Annotated in this window: 21 protein-coding genes; 14 read left to right on the top strand and 7 right to left on the bottom strand. The window is 57.1% G+C overall.

What is annotated here, in order from left to right; translation table 11 throughout:
* The first annotated feature begins 80 nt into the window (after positions 1–80).
* The 5 genes from K3754_RS01025 (at position 81) to K3754_RS01045 (ending at position 5,680) form a co-directional block, all read left to right on the top strand.
* Positions 81–1,016, top strand: a complete 936-nt coding sequence (locus K3754_RS01025) for a Hint domain-containing protein (RefSeq protein WP_259940080.1) — start codon at positions 81–83, stop codon at positions 1,014–1,016.
* Positions 1,017–1,063: 47 nt separating this feature from the next.
* Positions 1,064–1,792, top strand: coding sequence for a monofunctional biosynthetic peptidoglycan transglycosylase (gene mtgA, locus K3754_RS01030; RefSeq protein WP_259940083.1), 729 nt, complete (start codon positions 1,064–1,066; stop codon positions 1,790–1,792).
* Between the two features lie 58 nt (positions 1,793–1,850).
* A complete protein-coding gene (locus K3754_RS01035) occupies positions 1,851–2,516 on the top strand; it encodes a glutathione S-transferase family protein (RefSeq protein WP_203209437.1) in 666 nt (221 codons plus the stop codon).
* A gap of 61 nt (positions 2,517–2,577) precedes the next feature.
* Positions 2,578–3,606 carry a tRNA epoxyqueuosine(34) reductase QueG gene (gene queG / locus K3754_RS01040; RefSeq protein ID WP_259940085.1) on the top strand — a complete coding sequence of 343 codons (1,029 nt, stop codon included), beginning with the start codon at positions 2,578–2,580 and terminating at the stop codon, positions 3,604–3,606.
* Between the two features lie 67 nt (positions 3,607–3,673).
* Positions 3,674–5,680, top strand: a complete 2,007-nt coding sequence (locus K3754_RS01045; RefSeq protein ID WP_259940087.1) for a hydantoinase/oxoprolinase family protein — start codon at positions 3,674–3,676, stop codon at positions 5,678–5,680.
* 26 nt (positions 5,681–5,706) lie between these two features.
* Here the strand turns inward: K3754_RS01045 and msrA are convergent, their stop codons facing one another.
* From msrA to K3754_RS01065, 4 genes are all read right to left on the bottom strand, one after another.
* On the bottom strand, positions 5,707–6,216 hold the full coding sequence (msrA, locus tag K3754_RS01050; protein WP_203209434.1) for a peptide-methionine (S)-S-oxide reductase MsrA: 510 nt from the start codon (positions 6,214–6,216) through the stop codon (positions 5,707–5,709).
* A complete protein-coding gene (msrB, locus tag K3754_RS01055) occupies positions 6,213–6,662 on the bottom strand; it encodes a peptide-methionine (R)-S-oxide reductase MsrB (RefSeq protein ID WP_203209433.1) in 450 nt (149 codons plus the stop codon). The genes msrA and msrB overlap by 4 nt, the downstream gene beginning before the upstream one ends.
* Before the next feature lie 154 nt (positions 6,663–6,816).
* Positions 6,817–7,824: a GlxA family transcriptional regulator gene (locus K3754_RS01060; RefSeq protein ID WP_231024190.1), complete on the bottom strand. Its 1,008-nt coding sequence runs from the start codon at positions 7,822–7,824 to the stop codon at positions 6,817–6,819.
* A 70-nt stretch (positions 7,825–7,894) separates the two neighbouring features.
* Positions 7,895–8,764 carry a DMT family transporter gene (locus K3754_RS01065; RefSeq protein WP_259940092.1) on the bottom strand — a complete coding sequence of 290 codons (870 nt, stop codon included), beginning with the start codon at positions 8,762–8,764 and terminating at the stop codon, positions 7,895–7,897.
* 140 nt (positions 8,765–8,904) lie between these two features.
* Between K3754_RS01065 and K3754_RS01070 the strand changes: the two genes are divergently transcribed.
* Complete coding sequence (locus K3754_RS01070; RefSeq protein ID WP_203209431.1) at positions 8,905–9,492, top strand: ATP-dependent Clp protease proteolytic subunit; 588 nt, start codon at positions 8,905–8,907, stop codon at positions 9,490–9,492.
* A gap of 66 nt (positions 9,493–9,558) precedes the next feature.
* Here the strand turns inward: K3754_RS01070 and K3754_RS01075 are convergent, their stop codons facing one another.
* The 3 genes from K3754_RS01075 to ade all read right to left on the bottom strand — a co-directional run bounded on the left by K3754_RS01075 (position 9,559) and on the right by ade (position 13,241).
* A complete protein-coding gene (locus K3754_RS01075; RefSeq protein ID WP_025047280.1) occupies positions 9,559–9,849 on the bottom strand; it encodes an HU family DNA-binding protein in 291 nt (96 codons plus the stop codon).
* Positions 9,850–9,978: 129 nt separating this feature from the next.
* A complete protein-coding gene (locus K3754_RS01080) occupies positions 9,979–11,442 on the bottom strand; it encodes an AMP nucleosidase (RefSeq protein WP_203209430.1) in 1,464 nt (487 codons plus the stop codon).
* Positions 11,439–13,241, bottom strand: a complete 1,803-nt coding sequence (gene ade, locus K3754_RS01085) for an adenine deaminase (RefSeq protein WP_259940097.1) — start codon at positions 13,239–13,241, stop codon at positions 11,439–11,441. The genes K3754_RS01080 and ade overlap by 4 nt, the downstream gene beginning before the upstream one ends.
* 49 nt (positions 13,242–13,290) lie before the next feature.
* Between ade and K3754_RS01090 the strand changes: the two genes are divergently transcribed.
* The 8 genes from K3754_RS01090 to K3754_RS01125 all read left to right on the top strand — a co-directional run bounded on the left by K3754_RS01090 (position 13,291) and on the right by K3754_RS01125 (position 19,962).
* Entirely contained in the window at positions 13,291–13,710 is a 420-nt protein-coding gene (locus tag K3754_RS01090; RefSeq protein ID WP_203209428.1) for a glyoxalase/bleomycin resistance/extradiol dioxygenase family protein, read from the top strand.
* 66 nt (positions 13,711–13,776) lie between these two features.
* Complete coding sequence (locus K3754_RS01095) at positions 13,777–14,532, top strand: class II aldolase and adducin N-terminal domain-containing protein (RefSeq protein ID WP_259940099.1); 756 nt, start codon at positions 13,777–13,779, stop codon at positions 14,530–14,532.
* Positions 14,522–15,514 carry a sterol desaturase family protein gene (locus K3754_RS01100; protein WP_259940101.1) on the top strand — a complete coding sequence of 331 codons (993 nt, stop codon included), beginning with the start codon at positions 14,522–14,524 and terminating at the stop codon, positions 15,512–15,514. Before K3754_RS01095 ends, K3754_RS01100 begins: the two co-directional genes overlap by 11 nt.
* Before the next feature lie 152 nt (positions 15,515–15,666).
* Positions 15,667–16,914, top strand: coding sequence for a glycosyltransferase family 4 protein (locus K3754_RS01105; protein ID WP_203209425.1), 1,248 nt, complete (start codon positions 15,667–15,669; stop codon positions 16,912–16,914).
* Between the two features lie 50 nt (positions 16,915–16,964).
* Positions 16,965–17,849, top strand: coding sequence for an NAD(P)-dependent oxidoreductase (locus K3754_RS01110; RefSeq protein ID WP_259940103.1), 885 nt, complete (start codon positions 16,965–16,967; stop codon positions 17,847–17,849).
* On the top strand, positions 17,849–18,466 hold the full coding sequence (locus tag K3754_RS01115) for a sugar transferase (RefSeq protein ID WP_259940106.1): 618 nt from the start codon (positions 17,849–17,851) through the stop codon (positions 18,464–18,466). Before K3754_RS01110 ends, K3754_RS01115 begins: the two co-directional genes overlap by 1 nt.
* Positions 18,467–18,512: 46 nt before the next feature.
* Positions 18,513–19,373 carry an SDR family oxidoreductase gene (locus K3754_RS01120; RefSeq protein ID WP_259940108.1) on the top strand — a complete coding sequence of 287 codons (861 nt, stop codon included), beginning with the start codon at positions 18,513–18,515 and terminating at the stop codon, positions 19,371–19,373.
* Between the two features lie 4 nt (positions 19,374–19,377).
* A complete protein-coding gene (locus tag K3754_RS01125; protein ID WP_259940112.1) occupies positions 19,378–19,962 on the top strand; it encodes an exopolysaccharide biosynthesis protein in 585 nt (194 codons plus the stop codon).
* Positions 19,963–19,984 lie beyond the last annotated feature (22 nt).

The following is a 19,984-nucleotide window of genomic DNA, read 5'->3' on the forward strand; positions in this document are numbered from 1 at the left end:
CACATTTGACTAAACTTTTGACCTAATTCGAACCTGATTGAAGCGCAGAGTCTCGATTGTTACGCAATCTGGATCTCGCTATGCCGACGTCTTACAAGGATCAGTTCTACACGATCGACCCGGGCAACCCGCCCGCGTCGGGTACACCTGTTTCCTTCACCCGTCAGACATTTACGGACGGCAATGATGATGGATTGATCCAGCCGAACGTTGGCGACACCTTCGAAGGTACACAAGTCATCTCTGTATGGCAGAACGATTCAGTGACAATCAACGTGCCGGGTATTGGCAATGTGACCTACACGGGAACCACATTCTATCTTGACGGAGGGCTGCCAGCCGTCTTTACCCCGACAGATGGACAGGTGTTACAAAACGGGACGTTCGTAAGCTCGACCTATGTCACCAACAGCACGCAGATGCCGGTGGCCAACACCGGGCCCACGTGTTTCACACCCGGAACCATGATCCGGACGCCAGATGGGGATTGTTTGATCGAGACTCTGGAGGTGGGTGATCTGGTCACCACTACAGATCACAGCGCGCAGCCGATCCGTTACATCTTGCGTGGCACTTTTCGGGCGGCGGGCGATGTTGCGCCAATCCGGTTTGCTGCTGGCTCTATCGGCAATGATGCCCCGCTGACCGTTTCACCCCAGCACCGGATGTTGATCACCGGTTGGCAGGCCGAGATGTACTTTGGTGTGGATGAGGTGCTCGTCGCGGCCAAACATCTGGTCAACGGCGATACGATCCGGCAGGTGAGAGGCGGCATGGTGGAATATATACATCTGGTGTTTGATCAGCACGAGCTGGTGTTTGGTCAGGGTGTTCCATCAGAAAGCTTCTTTCCCGGCCATGTAAGGGATATGGAAGATCTGGCTGCGCGAGAGGAGCTGTTAATGTTGTTCCCTGATGCAGCGGATTTGACCACTGAAGACATGCAGACGGCACGTTGTGTCCTGCGCGGGCGTGATGCGCAGATCCTGCAAGGGCATCCGCATCTGCTGCAATAAGGCGCGGCGGCGTTCACAAAGTCCGGCTGCACCCCTATAGATTGGGGATGGCAAAACCGACGCAGAATAAAACCAAACCCAAAAAGAAAAAACCGCCGCAGCGCAGTTTGCGACAGCGGATAAGACGATTCATTCTGCGCAGTATTTCAGGGGTTTTTCTCTTTGCTGTCGGAATTGTTGTTTTGTTTGCGGTCTTTGATCCGCCCACGAATATTTACATGATCTCTGAAGGGCGCAGGCTGGGCAAAATCAACCAAACATGGGTGCCGATGGAACGTATCGCGCCTGTCATGGCGCGGTCGGCTGTGGCGGCGGAGGACGCCAACTATTGCCATCACTGGGGGTTCGATCTGGCTGCGATCAAGCTGGCTATTGCGGATGGGTCGTCGCGCGGGGCCTCTACCATCAGCCAGCAAACGGTCAAGAATGTTTACCTGTGGCATGGTCGCGCATGGCTGCGCAAAGCGATGGAGACGGCTTTGACCCCTTTGGTTGAGGCGCTATGGTCCAAGCGGCGCATTCTGGAGGTCTATTTGAACATTGCCGAGTTTGATGAGGGGGTTTTTGGCGTTGAAGCTGCGGCCCAGCATTATTTTGGTGTGACCGCCGCCGATCTGTCTGCAAGCCAGGCAGCGAGACTTGCTGCGGTGCTGCCCTCGCCCAAAAGCCGATCAGCCTCAAAACCCGGCGCCTATGTAAAAAAACGCGCAGCGCAGGTCCGAGACGGGGCGGCAACAATCAGCAGGGATGGGCGTGCTGCATGTTTCGAGAGTTGAAAACAGCACGCTTAACGGGCATTGAAAGAAACCAACCCCAAATTATCGGATCTTAGTAATGGCTCGCTTGTTTCATGTCCCTCTTTCCCCTTTCTGCCGCAAAGTGCGTCTGAGCCTCGCAGAGAAAAAGATTGAAGTGGAACTGGTGGAGGAGCGCTATTGGGAACAGGATCCTGATTTCATGCGCCGCAATCCGGCAGGCAAGGTGCCGGTGCTGCGGCTGGACGGGATCATGATGTCCGAAAGTGCGCCGATCTGCGAGTATATCGAAGAGACCCGGCCTGAGCCGTCACTTTTGCCAAGCGATCCTGTACAGCGCCTTGAGGTGCGCCGGCTTGTCAGTTGGTTTGACGACAAATTCCATGCCGAGGTCACGTCGAAGCTGCTTTATGAGCGGGTGAACAAAAAGGTAATGAAGCAAGGCTATCCCGACAGCAGCAATGTCAAAGCGGGAGCCAAGGCGATAAAATATCATCTGGATTATATGGCGTGGCTGCTCGATCACCGGCGCTGGCTGGCAGGGGATAAGATGAGCCTTGCCGATTTTGCCGCTGCGGCACATCTGTCATCACTTGATTACATTTCTGACGTGGATTGGAATCGCAGCGAGATCGTCAAGGACTGGTACGCCAAGATCAAATCACGGCCTGCGTTCCGCTCTATTCTGGCTGATCAGATGCCCGGTTTCCCACCGCCCGCGCATTACAACAACCTGGATTTCTGAGCGTCCCGCCGGGGGCTGTCTGCCCCCGGACCCCCGAGAATATTTAAGGCCAGAAAGCAATATGGATCTGAAAGCACGATTGGTGGATCAGGCTCTGACCGAGGGGTTTGTGAGCTGTCGGTTGTGCAAACCCTGGGATGTGCCCGAGGTGCCGGACAGATTGGCGGCGTTTGTTGCTGCGGGCTATCATGGGCAGATGGGCTGGATGGAAGAACGGATGCATTGGCGCGGCAATCCTGCTGCCCTTTGGCCCGAGGCCAAGACAGTGATCATGCTGGCCGAATCCTATGCGCCGGAACAAGATCCACTGGCCGTACTGGAGCATCCTGAAAAGGCCGCGATATCGGTCTATGCGCAGGGGCGCGACTATCATGATGTGGTCAAGAAACGACTGAAACGATTGGCGCGGTGGTTGATTGAACAAGAGCCATGCGAGGTGAAGGTGTTTGTCGACACTGCCCCGGTTCCGGAAAAGGCATTGGCGCAGGCATCGGGACTGGGCTGGCAAGGTAAACACACCAATGTCTTGAGCCGGGATTGGGGAAATTGGGGCTTTCTAGGGTCTGTATTCACCACTCTGGACTTGCCCGCGGATGCGCCGGAGATTGACCACTGCGGATCGTGCCGCGCCTGTCAGGATATTTGCCCAACGGATGCCTTTGTTGCCCCCTATCAGCTCGATCCGCGGCGGTGCATCTCATATCTGACAATTGAACATGATGGGCCGGTTGATCTTGAGTTGCGCGAAAAGATGGGCAACCGGATCTATGGCTGTGATGATTGCCTGGCGATCTGTCCCTGGAACAAATTTGCCGCCCCGGTAAGTGATGACAGATATCATGGGGCGCATGTGGAAGCTGCAGATCTGGCGGATTTGGCCAGCTTGGACGATGCAGCATTCCGTTTGCGGTTTTCCGGGTCGCCGATCAAACGGATCGGGCGAAACCGATTTGTGCGCAATGTCCTTTACGCCATCGGAAATTCCGGCGTCCCGGCCCTGCACCCTGCGGCCTCGGCATTGCGGGACGACGCGGACCCCACCGTGGCGGAGGCGGCCCGTTGGGCGATGGCGCGGTTGACCGCCGGGTGACGCAATTGGGCTGGACGCCACCGCCTATCACGGTAAATCCTAGCTGGAACATAAGGGAGAGGCACGTATGGCGGTGCTATTGGGCGTAGATACGGGTGGGACGTACACGGATGCGGTTCTGGTCCGGGATGAGACCACGGTGATCGCTTCGGCCAAGTCGTTGACCACCCGGCAGGATCTGGCCATTGGTGTTGGCAATGCGGTCCGGTCTGTACTCGAAACGGCCCAGATTGCACCTGAAGAAATTGCGCTGGCGTCCCTGTCCACCACACTGGCCACCAATGCTTTGGTCGAAGGGCAAGGCGGGCGCGTCGCCCTGATCTACATCGGCTTTCGGGCGCGCGATCTTGAGGCGCACGGACTGGCCGAGGCGCTCAAGGGGGACCCGGCGTTGGTCTTGTCGGGCGGGCATAACCACGCCGGCGGTGAGGCGCAGCCGCTTGATGAGGCGGCTCTCGTCAGCTTTTTAGAGACACATAAGAGTGATGTCAGCGGTTTCGCTGTCGCCAGTCAATTTGCCACGCGAAATCCGGCGCATGAGCTTCGCGCGGCGCAATTGGTGGCTGAGATAACGGGCAAGCCTGTGTCGTCGTCGCATCAATTGTCGGCCAAGTTGAACGGTCCCAAACGCGCGATGACTGCGGTTTTGAATGCCCGGTTGATTGGTATGATTGACCGGCTGATCGGGCGGGCAGAAGATGTGCTGCAGCAGATCGGTATCACTGCGCCGCTCATGGTGGTGCGCGGGGACGGTGCGCTTATTTCCTCAGGACAGGCTCGGGAACGTCCCATTGAGACGATCTTGAGTGGCCCAGCGGCTTCGATCGTAGGGGCGCGTTGGATGACGGGTGTGGATCATGCCTTGGTCAGCGACATTGGTGGAACGACCACGGATGTGGCTCTAATCAAGGGCGGAAAGCCTCAGATTGACCCTGCCGGGGCGCGGGTTGGCCCCTATCGCACGATGGTCGAAGCTGTTGCGATGCGCACCACCGGGCTTGGCGGGGACAGCGAGGTGCATTTTCAATCCGAAGGGTTGCAAGGCGGGGTGACACTGGGCCCGCGCCGCGTTTTACCGATTTCCTTGATCGCCGTCGATGCGCCGGATGTTGTACATGCCGCGCTGGATTCGCAATTGCGCAGCGTGGCTCCTGGTGAGCATGATGCGCGTTTTGTGCGGGCGGTTGCAGGGCAGACCAAAGAGGGTCTTGGCACGCGCGAACTGGCGCTGTTGGAACGAATTGGCAATCAGGTGCACCCTCTGGGTGATATCATTCGGTCGCGGGTCGAACTGGGCGCGCTCAAACGTCTGGTGGAGCGTGGACAAATCCAGATTGCCGGAGTAACGCCGTCAGATGCCAGCCATGTTTTGGGCCGGGTGATGGAATGGGACACTGGCGCGGCCCGCAAGGCCTTGCGCTTGTTCGGGCGGCGGCGGACCGGCGCTGGTGATGTGCTGTCCAACAGCGAAGATGACATTGCGCAAATGATCATTGATCAATTGACGCATCAGACCGCTTTGGCGTTATTAGAGACTGCTTTTGCCGAAGAAGATCCAGGATTTGACGTTGCGCCGGATATTCTGGCGCGGCATGTTTTGATGCAACGGGGCATGTCAGGACATCAAGGTTTGGTGCGATTGAACACGGGGTTGGCGGTGGATGTTGTGGGTCTTGGCGCCTCTGCGCCGAGCTATTACCCTGCGGTAGGAGAGCGATTAGGCACGCGCATGATCTTGCCTGAGCATGCGGGCGTGGCAAACGCAATCGGGGCGGTTGTCGGGCGCGTCACGATGCGGCAAAGCGGAACGGTCACATCGCCCAGCGAAGGAAAGTACCGAGTGCATCTGGCTGATGGTCCAAAGGATTTTGGGGACCAAGACAGCGCCTTGGTATTGTTAGAGACTGTTCTGAGAGACGCAGCGCAAGCACAGGCGTTGGAAGCAGGCGCTCAGGACATCCAGATCACTGTGAGCCGGGACATCCGCACGGCAGGCGTTGAGGCGCGTGAAGTTTTCGTTGAAGCGACCGTTACTGTCGAGGCGGCAGGGCGTCCGCGCGTGGCGGAGGGGTAGGCCGGGCAATTCACCCGACCCAGATCTTATTCCGCTGCGGCGCGTTTCGGGAGCACCCAATCGGGCCGCGCGAAGTGGCATGTGTAGCCATTGGGCTGGCGCTCCAGATAGTCTTGATGCTCTGGCTCTGCTTCCCAGAAATCGCTCACCGGCTCGACTTCGGTGACGACCTTTCCAGGCCAGAGCCCGGAGGCCTCGACATCCGCAATCGTGTCTAACGCGGTCTCTTTTTGCTGTTCGTCGGTAAAGTAGATCGCTGATCGGTAGCTCATGCCGATGTCGTTGCCTTGCCGGTTGACTGTTGTGGGGTCATGTATCTGAAAGAAAAACTCCAGCAGCTCGCGATATGACGTCTTGGCAGGATCAAAGATAATCTCGATCCCTTCGGCATGGGTGCCGTGGTTGCGGTAGGTGGCGTTGGGTACGTCGCCGCCCGTGTAACCGACACGTGTGGAGACCACGCCGGGACGTTTGCGGATCAAATCCTGCATGCCCCAGAAACAGCCGCCTGCCAGTACTGCGCGTTCGTTGCTCATGTGATGTCCTCCACTTGGTTCAGGTAGTCGCCATACCCCTCGGCCTGCATGTCATCGCGGTGTACAAACCGCAAGGAAGCGGAATTGATGCAATAGCGCAGGCCGCCGCGATCGGGTGGGCCGTCGGGAAACACATGGCCAAGGTGGCTGTCACCGTGGGTGCTGCGCACCTCGGTGCGGATCATGCCAAGGCTGGCATCGCGCAATTCGGCCACATGCGCCGGTTCGATGGGTTTGGTGAAACTGGGCCAGCCGCAGCCGGATTCGTATTTGTCTGATGAGGCAAACAGAGGCTCACCAGAGACAATATCGACATAGATGCCTGGCTCTTTGTTGTTGAGCAGCTTGCCCGTACCGGGCCGTTCTGTGCCGCTTTCTTGTGTCACGTGAAACTCTTCGGGCGAAAGGGCCGCGATGGCGTCCGGGTTTTTTTCGTAGCGGGGCATGGAGATCCTCCTGTCGATGCTGTTGGCACATTAGATGGGGCGACGGCAGGAAATTCAAAGGGTTTGTGGCGCTTGAGCACTGATATGTGATGGCCACTGGCAGCTGCGGGGCGAAGGCTTATCTAAAACGAAAGGGCTTTTGGGCGACGCAGGATCAGCGATGCACCGAATCTGACCACAACACTTTACCGTCAGAGGCCTCCATGCCCGGGGGAATGCCATAGGCCGAGCGATAGCTCTTTGAAAAATGCGACAACGATTTGAAACCGCAGGCAACGCAGACATCTGTCACTGACAAGTCTGTTTGGCGCAGCAGGTTCCGCGCCTTTTCGAGACGCAGGTGCAAATAATACCGTTTTGGAGAGGTGCTGAGGTACTTTGCGAACAAACGCTCCAGCTGCCGGGTGCTGAGGCTGACGACGCCTGCAATCTCATCAGGACGCAGCGGGTCTTCGAGGTTGTTTTCCATGATCTGCAGCGCCAGCAACAGCTTGGCATTGCGCACTTCGGGCCGTGACTGCAGCGACATGCGCTGTTTCTGGCTGTGGAGCCGCGGCACGGTATAGACCATCTGATCGGCCACCCATGTTGCGATGTCGTTGCCGTAGTCCTTGTTGACGCGGTGCAGCATCAGATCCATCGAGGCCACGTTGCCAGCCGAGGTAAAGACCCGGCCGTCGACGGAATAAAGCGTGTCTTCCATGATCACGTCAGGCAACATTTCGGCCAGTGCTGTCTTGTATTCCCAGTGGGTCGTGACCCGCTTTCCACCGATCAAACCGGCCAATGCCAGCGTATAGGTGCCGGATGACAATGCACCGTAGTCCATGCCCTTGCGAGTCTCACGGCGGAGCCAGTTGAGCAATGGTTTGGTGCTGCCACGGCCAGCATTTTCACCGGCACAGACGATCAAAGTTTCGTTTCGATCCAGTTCCGTCAGGCCACTGTCCACTTCGATGCTCACACCATTGTAAGCGCGAACGGGCGTTCCGGTTTCCGAGATCAGCCGCCATTTATAAAACTTCTGGCCAGAAGGGTGGTGGTTGGCCAGGGCCAACGTGTCCAGTGCGCAAGAAAAGCCCAACGTCGAGAACCCCGGCAGAAGCACGAAGGCATAAGACCGTGGCGCGGTGGTCTGATCTATGAGGCGGGCGCTGTTCATGGCGCTAGCTTTTGCACGTTTTGTAACCGGGCCGAGCGCGGTCTGCGGCAAAAAACGATAGCTTTACGTCTTATTGGCGACTTTGCCTCGAGATTTGAACCGCCAGAATTCCAATTGTGATGATCAAAACACCCAAGGCTTCGCGCCAGCCGAGCGATTCATTGAGCAGGACTGCGGCGACCAGAACACCGAAAAACGGGTTGAGAAAGTGGAAAGTGGCTGCACGTGTGGCGCCAATCCGGTTGACCAGCCAGAACCAAACCACCGTTGCAGCCAAACCCGGCACGAGGCAGGTGTAGGTAAAGGCAATGACCAGTGGCCAGCTTGGGTTGATCCGTGGCGTTTCGAAGAGCAGTGTGGCGACAGTCAAGGCAACACAGCCCACCAACATTTGCAGTCCCACAATCATCAGGAAATTGCCGCCGGATGTGGCACCGCGCACCAACAGCGTTGCAGCGGAAAGCGCGAGCACACCGATCACGCAGAGGGCAACACCCGTCAAGTCAACACCGCCGCTGAGCCGGGCACCCATGATGATGGCCACACCGACAACACCTGCCACCAAACCTGCCACACCCAGCGGCTTAAGCCGTTCACCATAGAGAACCCAGGCGGCAAATCCGACGATCAAAGGCATGGTAGAGGCGATGATCGCGGCCAGCGACGCCTCGATGTTTTGCATCGCGACAAAGTTCATCCCAAGGTACATCGCATTTTGCAGCACGCCAAAGATCGCGGTCGCCCGCCATTGCGCGCGGGTCAGCCGCCAGCTTTGTCCCAATGCCAGCGCAATCCCGACTCCGATGAGGCCAGACACCAGATAGCGGAGCGAAAGGGCAAACAGGGGCGAGGCATCCGCAACAATGATCCGCGCAGATGTAAAGGCCGACGACCACATCATTGCAAAGATGAGACCCATCAGAATTGCACGAATATCCATCTCAGCCCCTTTGGTCTTTCAGCGCGACAGTTTCCCAGATTGCAGCCAAGGGCAAGGGGCGGATTGGCGCCAGTGGGGTCGATGGACAACCCCCGCGTGCAACGATAGCGTTGCTTGTGAATAGCAAGGAGGAGGCATTCATGCAGATCAATTTGTTGGACGACACCCAATCGGAAAAGGCCGATGGCGACCGCATCAGTGCTTTGTTCTTCAAAAGCCGCAATGTGGTGATCACGGGTGAAATCAACGACAAGCTGGCACAGCGTACGGTCACGCATCTGCTGGCCCTGGCAGAAGAAAGCGACGATCCGATCAACGTCTATATTTCCTCGCCCGGTGGCCATGTGGAATCGGGCGATATGGTGCATGACGTGATCAAGTTCATTCGGCCGAAGGTGCGAACAATTGGATCTGGCTGGGTGGCCAGTGCCGGCGCGCTGATCTTTGTAGGAGCGGAAAAGGAAAACCGCTATTGTCTGCCCAACACCCGTTTCCTGTTGCACCAACCTTCTGGCGGGATTGGCGGGCAGGCGACAGATATGATGATCCAGGCGGAGCAGATCCGCATCATGCGTGAACGATTTGATCAGTTGTTTGCCGAGGCGACAGGCCAGACCCCTGAAAAAATCGCCGCTGATACCGCGCGCGATTTCTGGCTCAGGGCCAGCGAGGCGCAGGACTATGGTTTGGTCGGGCACATCATCAATGGCATTGACCAACTGAAGTGATCGCCCCTTCGAACAAACAAAAAGGGCCGCCAAATGGCGACCCTTTGAAACTCAAGCTTGCGGGGTTTAGCCGTTGACGCTGTCTTTCAGCGCTTTGGCGATGGTCATTTTCACAACCTTGTCCGCTTCTTTCTTGAACTGTTCACCGGTCGCAGGGTTGCGGACCATGCGCTCTGGGCGCTCGCGGCAGTAGATCTTGCCAACACCGGGCAGGGTCACTGCGCCGCCACCGGACACTTCGCGTGTGATCAGGTTGCAAACCGCGTCCAGCGCTGCGCCTGCAGATTTTTTGTCTGTGCCCATTTCATCTGCCAATGCGGCGACGAGCTGAGTCTTTGTCATAGGTTTGGTTGCCATCTTTTTATCTCCTTAGACCGCCCGAATTTAGGGCCCTGTGAGCGGAATGTAACGGTATGTTGTAGGATAACACAACGAATAGTGGCGCGAAAAACCGCAAAACATGCGATTTTCTGCTGTTTTTGGCCTTTAAAGGAAGGCGGTTTCGTCAAACGAGCGCAATTTCCGGCTGTGAATGCGCTCAAGCGGGGTCGAACGCAGCAATTCCATTGCCCGAATTCCGATCATCAAATGCCGTGCGACCTGTGTTTTATAGAAATCCGATGCCATGCCGGGCAGTTTCAACTCCCCGTGCAGCGGCTTGTCGGACACACATAGCAATGTCCCGTAAGGCACCCGGAAACGGTAGCCGTTGGCGGCGATGGTCGCGCTTTCCATATCGAGGGCGATGGACCGCGATTGGCTGAGCCGTTGCACCGGGCCGGATTGATCGCGCAATTCCCAATTGCGGTTGTCGATGGTCGCGACGGTGCCTGTACGCATCACACGCTTGAGTTCATACCCTTCGAGCTGGGTCACTTGCGCCACGGCGCGTTCCAGCGCGATCTGGATTTCGGCCAACGCTGGGATAGGGGTCCAGACTGGCAAATCGTCATCCAGCACGTGATCTTCGCGCAGATAAGCATGGGCCAATACAAAATCACCCAAGGCCTGACTGTTACGCAGACCCGCACAGTGACCAACCATCAGCCATGCATGAGGGCGCAACACGGCGATATGGTCTGTGGCCGTCTTGGCGTTGGATGGGCCGACACCGATGTTAACCAGTGTAATCCCCGAGCCGTCTTTCCGCTTGAGGTGGTAGGTGGGCATTTGCGGGGTTTTTTGTGTCTCGCCCAATGGCGTGTCGCCCGCGGTGATTTCGACATTTCCGGTCGAGACAAAAGAGGTGTAGCCGCTGTCAGGATCGTTCAATTGCGCCCGCGCATATTCTTCGAACTCTGTGACGTAGAATTGGTAGTTGGTGAACAGGACGTGACACTGGAAATGTTCCGGGTCCGTCGCTGTGTAATGCGCCAGACGAGCCAGGGAATAATCCACCCGCTGTGCCGTGAAGGGGGCAAGTGGGCGCACGTCGTCTTGCGGTACATAGGTGCCATTCACGATGTCATCGTTTGTGGTGCTCAGGTCCGGCACATCAAAGACATCGCGCAGGGTGAATTCGGCCGCCCCGTCCTGCGGGATCTCCATGGCGCTTTCGCCGGTCACGGCAAAATGCACGGGGATCGGCGTGTCAGATGGACCAATGATCACCGGCTGCCCGTGGTTCTCAAGCAGTAGGCCGATCTGTTGGATCAGGTAATTGCGAAACAGGTCTGGCCGGGTGATGGTGGCCGCAAATGTGCCTGGCGACGAGACATGCCCAAAGGCCAGCCGCGTATCAACACGGGCATAGCTTGAGGTGCGAAACCGGACTTCTGGATAAAAGGCACGGATCCGAACCTCTTGCGGCGTGTCCTGCATCGCTGCGTTGAACTGATCGCGCAGGAAACCGGTTGCTTCCATATACAGCTCCGTCAACCGGTCAACGGCGGCAGTGGCATCGGTGAATTCTTCCGAAGGACGGGCATTCGGGGTCAGGATTTTGGTCATGAATGAGGCTCTAACACGGGGATAAATTCAAAGGACCGGACATCGACCAACCCAAGGTCAGAGATCCGCAACTCGGGGATGACAACCAACGCAAGCAGGGAATGCTGCATATAGGCGTTGTTCAGGGTACAGCCACAGTCGCGCATGGCCTGCATCATCTGCTCGGCCTTGGCGGCGACTTCGGTTGCGGGGCTGTCAGACATAAGACCTGCGATCGGCAGCTCAACCAACGCAAGTTCTGCTCCATCACGGAAAATGGTAATGCCGCCGCCGACTTCGCGCAGCCGGTTTGCCGCCAACGCCATCTGTTCAGGGTCCGTGCCGACAACAATCATATGATGGCTGTCATGCGCCACGGTCGAGGCCATCGCCATGTTGCCGTCATAGCCAAAGCCGGACACAAAGGCGTTGACCACCCCGCCTGTTGCGCGGTGGCGTTCCACCAATGCGATCTGGCAAACCTCTCCGGTGCTTTGGACCTGTCCATCGGTTACCGGCAGTTCGAATTTCAAGGCCCGTGTGGGTGCTTGGTTTTCCACCACTCCGATGACATTTGCGGTTACGGCGTTTGCCCCTTTGGGCGCATCAATACGGAAATCTGCACGGGTCAGATCCCTGGCCATGTTCACGGTTTTCCGGGCCGCTTCGGGCCAATCGTAATGTGGACAGTCCACCAGGCATTCGCCTGCCTCGGCTACGATCTGTCCGCGGGCAATAACAGTCTCTATGTGGAGGGTTTTGAGGTCTGAAGTCAGCACAACGTCCGCACGGCGGCCGGGGGTCAACGACCCGATATCGCGTTCCAACCCGAAATGCGTGGCGGTGTTGATCGTGGCCATTTGCAAGGCAACAACCGGATCACAGCCGCAATCGATGGCGTGTCGCACGACCCGGTTCATATGCCCGTCGTTGACCAATGTGCCCGAATGGCTGTCGTCGGTGCACAGGATCATATTGCGCGGATCGAGCCCCTTTTCCGTGATCGCGGTGATCTGGGTTTCGACATCATACCATGCAGAACCCAGACGGATCATCGACCGCATCCCCTGCCGCATCCGGGCAATTGCGTCGGCCTCACAGGTGCCTTCGTGGTCGTCCGCCGGCCCGCCTGCGACATAGGCTGCAAAAGCGGGCCCAAGGTCGGGCGACGCATAATGCCCGCCTACCGTTTTGCCTGCCCGCTGGGTTGCGGCAATTTCGGCCAGCATTTGTGGGTCGGCGTTGCTGACACCGGGAAAGTTCATCATTTCGCCGAGACCAATGATACCAGGCCATTGCATGGCCTCGGCCACATCTTCTGCGCTGATCTCAAAGCCTGTCGTCTCCATTCCGGGCGCGGACGGGGCGCAGGATGGCATTTGGGTAAAAATGTTCACGGGCTGCATCAGGGCCTCGTCATGCATCATGCGCACGCCCTCAAGACCCAGAACATTGGCGATCTCATGGGGATCGGTGAACATGGATGTTGTGCCATGGGGGATCACGGCGCGGGCAAATTCTGCCGGTGTCAGCATCCCGCTTTCGATGTGCATATGCGCGTCGCACAGACCGGGGATCATATAGCGGCCTTTGGCGTCGATAATCTGCGTGCTTGGACCACGGCAATGGCTGGCGTCTGGCCCTACAAAGGCAATACGACCGGCGACAATGGCGATATCGTGATCATGCAGGATTTCACGGGTGTGTACATTGACCCATTGGCCGCCGGTGATGATCGTATCAGCAGGGCTGCGCCCGGCAGCCACGTTGACCAGTTGAGGGGCGACATCGGGCCATGAGGGAAAAATTTCTTGCGTCATGGCCCAAGGTGACACACGGTTTGAGCGGGTTCAACCGAGGAAAGAACAGATGGATTTCGACAAGGTCTCAGCCGAGGAGTTTGGTGCCAGTTTGCGGGGTATCGGATTGAACCTTTTGGTGCGGGATGTTTCGGCGCAAATCGCCTTTTTAGACACTGTTTTTGGCATGAAGGCGTTTCAGCCGACCGCAGATTTTGCGATCGTAAAGTACGGCGATCAGGTCTTCCAACTGCACAGTGATGGCACCTATCATTCCAATCCGCTGCTTGGTCTTCTGCCCGAAAACCCTCCACGTGGAGGCGGGATCGAGATCCGGTTGTATGACACAGACCCGGAAACAGCTTGTGCCAAAGCCGAAGCGGCAGGCGGCACCGTCTTACAAGAGCCGACAGACAAACCACACGGCCTGCGCGAAGCCTATATCCTGTGTGAGAACGGATACGCCTGGGTTGCCAGTCGACCACTCTGAATGTCGTTTTTTGAGAGGTTCTTTTTCGGGCTTTCCGGCAGAGTGAAACAAACGAAGGGACAAAACATGAGCGTGACAAAAATTCGGCAAAACATGGACCACTGGCAAGAACGGGTGGATCTTGCTGCGGCATTCCGCTGGACCGCGCGCCTTGACATGCATGAGGGGGTCGCCAACCATTTTTCACTTGCGGTGAATGACGACGGTACGCAGTTCCTGATGAACCCAAATCAAGTTCATTTTTCCCGTATCCGCGCCAGTGATCTGTTGATGGTTGATGCCAACGATCCAGAGACATTATCAGGCCCTAATGCGCCTGATCCTACGGCCTGGGGTCTTCATGGCGGGGTGCATCGCGCCTGTGCGCATGCCCGTTGTGTGATGCACGTGCATTCGATCTACGCGACCGTTCTTGCCTGTCTGCAAGACAGTCGCCTGCCTCCGATTGATCAGAATTGTTGTACTTTCTTTAACCGTGTTGTGATTGATGAAAACTACGGCGGTCTGGCCTTTGAGGATGAGGGCGCGCGCTGTGCGGAACTGCTGACGGACCCCAAGCAAAAGGTCATGGTCATGGGCTCTCATGGGGTAATGGTGATCGGGGATACAGTCGCGGATACCTTTAATAGGCTCTATTATTTCGAACGGGCGGCAGAAACCTACATCAAGGCTCTGCAAACCGGCTTGCCGCTGCGGCGCATTTCTGACGAGATCGCCGAAAAGACCGCGCGGGAGCTGGAGAATTACCCCGAGCAAGACGCGCGGCATCTGGCAGAACTCAAAGCGATATTGGACGGTGAAGGGTCCGATTATGACCACTGAATCGGATATCGGTGCAGAGGCGGACCGCTGGCACCATCATCCTGGGCCGGTTCGAAACAACCCGCTTTTTGATTGGCCACCGCAGCCCATGGCCGTGTTGCGGTGGTATGCCGCCTATTGGTTGACCATTTCAACCATCACGATCACCGCAGCGTTTTCCGTCGCCGTCTATTTCACGCTACTGCCCGCGTTAGACACGATGCAGAGTTTTCAGCCCGGTTGGATGGTGCGGGTGTGGCTGGCCAATCTGCTGCCGCAGGTTATCTGTGCGGGCGGGCTGCATATGTGGCTCTACCATTGGCGAAAACAGGGAAACCAGACCAAATACGATGCACGTGATCTGGCCCGTGGCAATGGCACCTATACCTTTGGCAATCAGGTTTGGGACAATATGTTCTGGACCTTGATCAGTGGTGTCACCCTTTGGACGGCGGCCCAATGGGGTGTGTTCTGGATGATGGCGAACGGCCATGCGCCCGCGATGATGTTCCCGGACAATCCGGTTTTGTTTTTGTTGCTGTTCCCGTTTCTGGTGATCTGGTCATCGTTTCATTTTTACTGGGTTCATCGACTGTTGCATGTGCCTGCGATATATAAGCATGCCCATGCCTTGCATCATCGGAATGTCAATGTTGGACCGTGGTCCGGCATTTCAATGCACCCACTTGAGCACCTGCTGTTTTACACGAATTTTGCGATTCATCTGATCGTGCCCAGTCACCCGATCCACGTCCTGTTTCATGGCTATGTGCAATCGGTGCATCCGGTGTTCTCACACTCCGGCTTTGATCAACTGGTGGTCCGGAATCAGGAGAAGGCAAAGATGGGTGATTTCTTTCATCAGCTGCATCATCGGTATTTTGAATGCAACTACGGCACAGTAGAGATGCCTTGGGACAAATGGTTTGGGTCTTTCCACGATGGCAGTGCAGCCGCGACGAAACGGACAAGAGCCTTCAAAAAGCAGATGTACACCAAGTGAGCGGGCCGCGTTTGTTGTGATTTCAAAGGCGTCCGGCCTCGTTCCGTGATAAAGAGCGCAAAAAAGAGGTGGCGTTAAACGTCCGGTTGCGTTGCCAAGGTGAACGCGCTTTGGTTATCTGCGCACAACACCCTCAAACGCAGGTCTTTGATATGAATGTCCTATTTGTCCATCAGAACATGCCGGGCCAATATCGCGAGCTTGTGCAATGGTTGGCAGCGCAGGGCGGGCATCGGATCTATTTTTTGACCCAACGTCGAAATGCGCCATCTTTTCCCGGTGTCGAGACCCGCATTTACAAGCCGCACCGGACCCCAGCCAAAGATGCCTATGGCCTGTCAAAGGTGTGGGAAGCGGCGACCGGTGCAGGTTTTGGCGCGGCGACGGCGGCGCGAAAGCTGGAGCAGGAGGAAGGGTTCAAACCTGACATCGTCATCGGGCATGTCGGTTGGGGGGAACTGACGTTTTTCAAGCAGATCTGGCCAGATGTGCCAATCATCGGATTCTTCGAATATTACTACAACATGACGGGTGGGACCGTTGGCTTTGATCCAGCAGAGCCGCCAACGGATCATGCACCATTCTTGATGCAGGCCCGCAACGCCGTGCCTCTGGCCAATATCGAAACAGTTGATTTGGGCCAATGTCCGACGGTTTGGCAAAAGGATCGGTTTCCCAAACGGTTTCACGAGAAATTCTATGTTTGCCATGATGGCATTCGCACGGATTTGCTGCAGCCTGACCCAACAGCAGAGGTTGGACTGGGACGATTGGACAAGCCCCTGACGGCGCAAGATGAGGTGGTAACCTATGTCGCGCGCAATCTGGAACGCACGCGCGGGTTTCACACATTGATGCGGGCATTGCCGCGCATTCAACGCGAACGGCCCAATGCGCGTATCCTGATCGTGGGCGGTAATGATGTGTCCTACGGCGGTAAGGCCAAGACGCCGGGCGGATTGCGTGCAGAGATGGAGGCCGAAGTTGGCAAAGATCTCAATTGGGAGCGCCTGCATTTTCTGGGGCAGGTGCCCTATGACCATTTTTGCAAGCTGATCCAGATCAGCAGTTGCCACATCTATCTGTCGATGCCTTTTGTTTTGTCGTGGTCCTTGCTTGAGGCGATGTCGATGGGGGCAAAGATCGTGGCTTCTGATGTTCCTTCCGTGCGCGAGGCTGTGACCCATGGCGAAACCGGGATGCTGGTTGATTTCTTTGACCATGATGCGCTGGCCGCGCAAGTGGTGGATGTGCTGGCGCGGCCCGATGACTTTGCCCGTCTGGGCGGCGCGGCACGGGCGCATGCGGTTGCGCAATATGATTTCCTGACCAAATGCCTTCCCGAACATATTGCGCAGATCAACGCGCTTGTGCCCAAGGACAAGCGGATCGCACTCTGACGGTTCAGATATCAATCATCTATTAACCATTCCGCCGATAGCCTGAAGCGATGATAGGTTCAGGCGGTGCCACGATCACAGATAGACATGGGCCGGTTCTGCTGCTCGGCGCGGGCGGCCGGTTGGGCCGTATGTGTTGCCAGTATTGGCCGGCCGGTCATGGTTTGATTGGCCAAAGCCGGCAAATTGGCATGGGGGACTTACGGTTTGATCCTCTGAGGGATCGAAATGCTCTTATTGTGGCGGCGCGGGGCAAAAGGGCGGTGGTTTGTCTGGCTGGGGTTGTGCCTAATGGCCTGGCAACAGCTCCTGTCGATTTCGGAGTGAACAGCGATCTTGCCTGCGCCGCGGTTCAGGCCGCAAAGGCCGCCGGATGCCCACGGGTGTTTTTGGCATCCTCCGCCGCGATTTATGGCAAACAGGCCGGTGCCTTGGGCGAAACCACCCGGCCTTGCCCGATCAGTGCCTATGGACGTTCAAAACTGCGAATGGAGGAAGAAGCCCATGCCATCGGCATCGCTTTGGATCAGCCTGTCACGTCGCTGCGGATCGGCAATGTGGCTGGCGCTGATGCAATCCTTGGCGGTTGGCACCCTGCGATGCAGCTTGATCAATTGCCCGACGGCACAACCCCGCGCCGCAGTTACATCGGGGGGGCCGATCTGGCTGCGATAATCTATCGGCTCACCCTCATGCCACACGTGCCGCCGGTTTTGAACGTTGCGCTGCGCGGGGCGATAGAGGCAGGCACGCTCTTGAATGCTGCGGGGTTGTCATGGACCTATCGAGACGCAGGAGATGGTGTGATCCCTGATGTAACGCTGAACGTGGATGTGCTTGGTCAGGTCCTGGGGGCTCGGGTGCCACGCGCGAGCCCTGATGATCTGGTTGCGGAATGGCGCGGTTGGGAAAAACCGCAGGCCCGAGCCATTTGATGACCCTGTCCAAGCGCATGTTTGACCTGGTGATGGCGCTGGTGTTGATCACGCTTTTGATTGCCCCAATGGTGGTCTTGCTGCTGTGGCTTTTGGCGGCCGAGGGCAGGCCGGTTTTCTTTGTCTCGGAACGGATGAAAACTCCGCACCGTGCCTTTAGGCTCTGGAAATTGCGGAGCATGAAAGAGGATATCCATGATCAGGGGGTGACCGGCGGCGACAAGGCCAACCGAATGACCCCAAGCGGCCGTTGGTTGCGACGGTTTCGGTTGGATGAGCTGCCGCAATTGTGGAACATCCTGCGCGGTGACATGAGCTTTGTCGGGCCGCGCCCGCCATTGCGAGCTTATGTTGAGCGTTTTCCGGATCTTTACGCGGATGTTCTGCAAAACCGTCCGGGTGTGACGGGGCTGGCCAGCATCATTTGTCACGGTGTGGAGGAGCACCGCCTGCAACACTGTTACACCGCGTCCGAAACAGATGCGGTGTATGCGCGGGTTTTTGTACCGCGCAAGGCAAAGCTGGATTTGATCTATCAGCGCAATCAAAGCCTTTGCCTGGACATAAAATTGCTTTGGCGCACGGTGTCAGTACTGATCTCAGGCAGATTTAGATGACCATTGCCCTCTTGCTGCGCGGGGCGCAAAGGGGCAGGTATTGCAGATGGACAAAACGCTTCTTTCTTTGGGACACGGATACAGCGCCCGCGCGTTGGCCGAGCGGCTGATCCCGCAGGGCTGGCGGATCATCGGAACAACGCGCAGCGCGGACAAACTGGATGACATTGCGGCGACCGGTGTTGAACCTCTGCTATGGCCCGGCACGGATATCGCGCCGCTTTTTTCGCAGGTGCCGCATATTCTCATCTCTGCAGGGCCAGGCCCAGACGGCGATCCGGTGCTTGGCGTTTTGCGCGATGAGATCGCCGCAGCAGCGCCGCATCTGCGTTGGGCGGGGTATCTTTCGACAACCGGTGTTTACGGAGATCACGGCGGTGATTGGGTAGATGAGGATACGCCTTTGACCCCCGCCACAAAGCGTGGATTGGCCCGTGTCAGCGCCGAGACGGCGTGGCAGGAAATCCCTGATTTGCCGCTGCACATCTTCCGTCTTGCCGGGATCTATGGCCCCGGCCGCGGCCCCTTTGCAAAGGTGCGCAAGGGCACCGCACGGCGGATCATCAAAAAGGGGCAGGTGTTCTCACGAATTCATGTGGAAGACATTGCTCTGGCGCTTGAGTTGTCAATCGCCACCCCGCAGCCCGGCGCGATCTACAATCTGTGCGATGATGACCCCGCGCCGCCGCAAGATGTTATCGGATATGCGGCCACCCTTTTGGATGTGCCATTGCCGCCATCGATGGATTTTGAAACCGCTGAGATGACCCCGATGGCCCGCAGCTTTTATGCAGAAAGCAAGAAGGTCAGGAACAATCGGATCAAAGAGGCGTTGGGTTGGCAACCGCAATACCCCGATTATCGAAGTGGTCTGACCGACCTTTTGAAACGGGAAACCTCAAGTTGATCACATGCCCGCGCCTGATACAGACCATAGACTGACAGAAATGCTCGATGGTTTGGAAGAGGCGGGGCAGGATCGCAAAGTGTCCTTTCGCGATCTGCTACGCCAGTTTGGCAACCGGGCGATCACACCCTTTATTTTGCTTATAGCGCTGCTGATGGTATCGCCACTTTCTGGAATTCCGGGGATGCCAAGCCTCGCGGCGATGATCATTGTCACGATGGCCGTGCAGGCATTGTCCGGGCGCAAACGTATTTGGTTGCCGGAAATCCTGTTGCGTCAGCGTTTTCGATCCGAGCGATTGCTTCAGGCGGTGCGTTGGATGCGAAAACCCTGCGCGTTTCTGGACCGACATTCGCAGATGCGGCTGCAATTTCTGACCAGAGGTGTGATGCGTTGGATCACCCTGGCCATTTGCGCCGCACTCCCACTGGCTTGGCCCTTGTTGGAAATCCTGCCTTTGGTCACCTCGATCGGGGCGGCTACCGTCGCGTTGCTGGTCTTTGGTCTTTTAACACATGACGGGGTCTACGTGCTGTTGGGGTATTGCGCTGTTGCGCTCAGCATATTTGCAGGGGTCTCATTGCTTTGATCCGTGCGGGCTTGTTCAGGCA

This window comes from Sulfitobacter sp. M368 (assembly GCF_025141875.1).
GTDB classification, from domain to species: domain Bacteria; phylum Pseudomonadota; class Alphaproteobacteria; order Rhodobacterales; family Rhodobacteraceae; genus Sulfitobacter; species Sulfitobacter mediterraneus_A.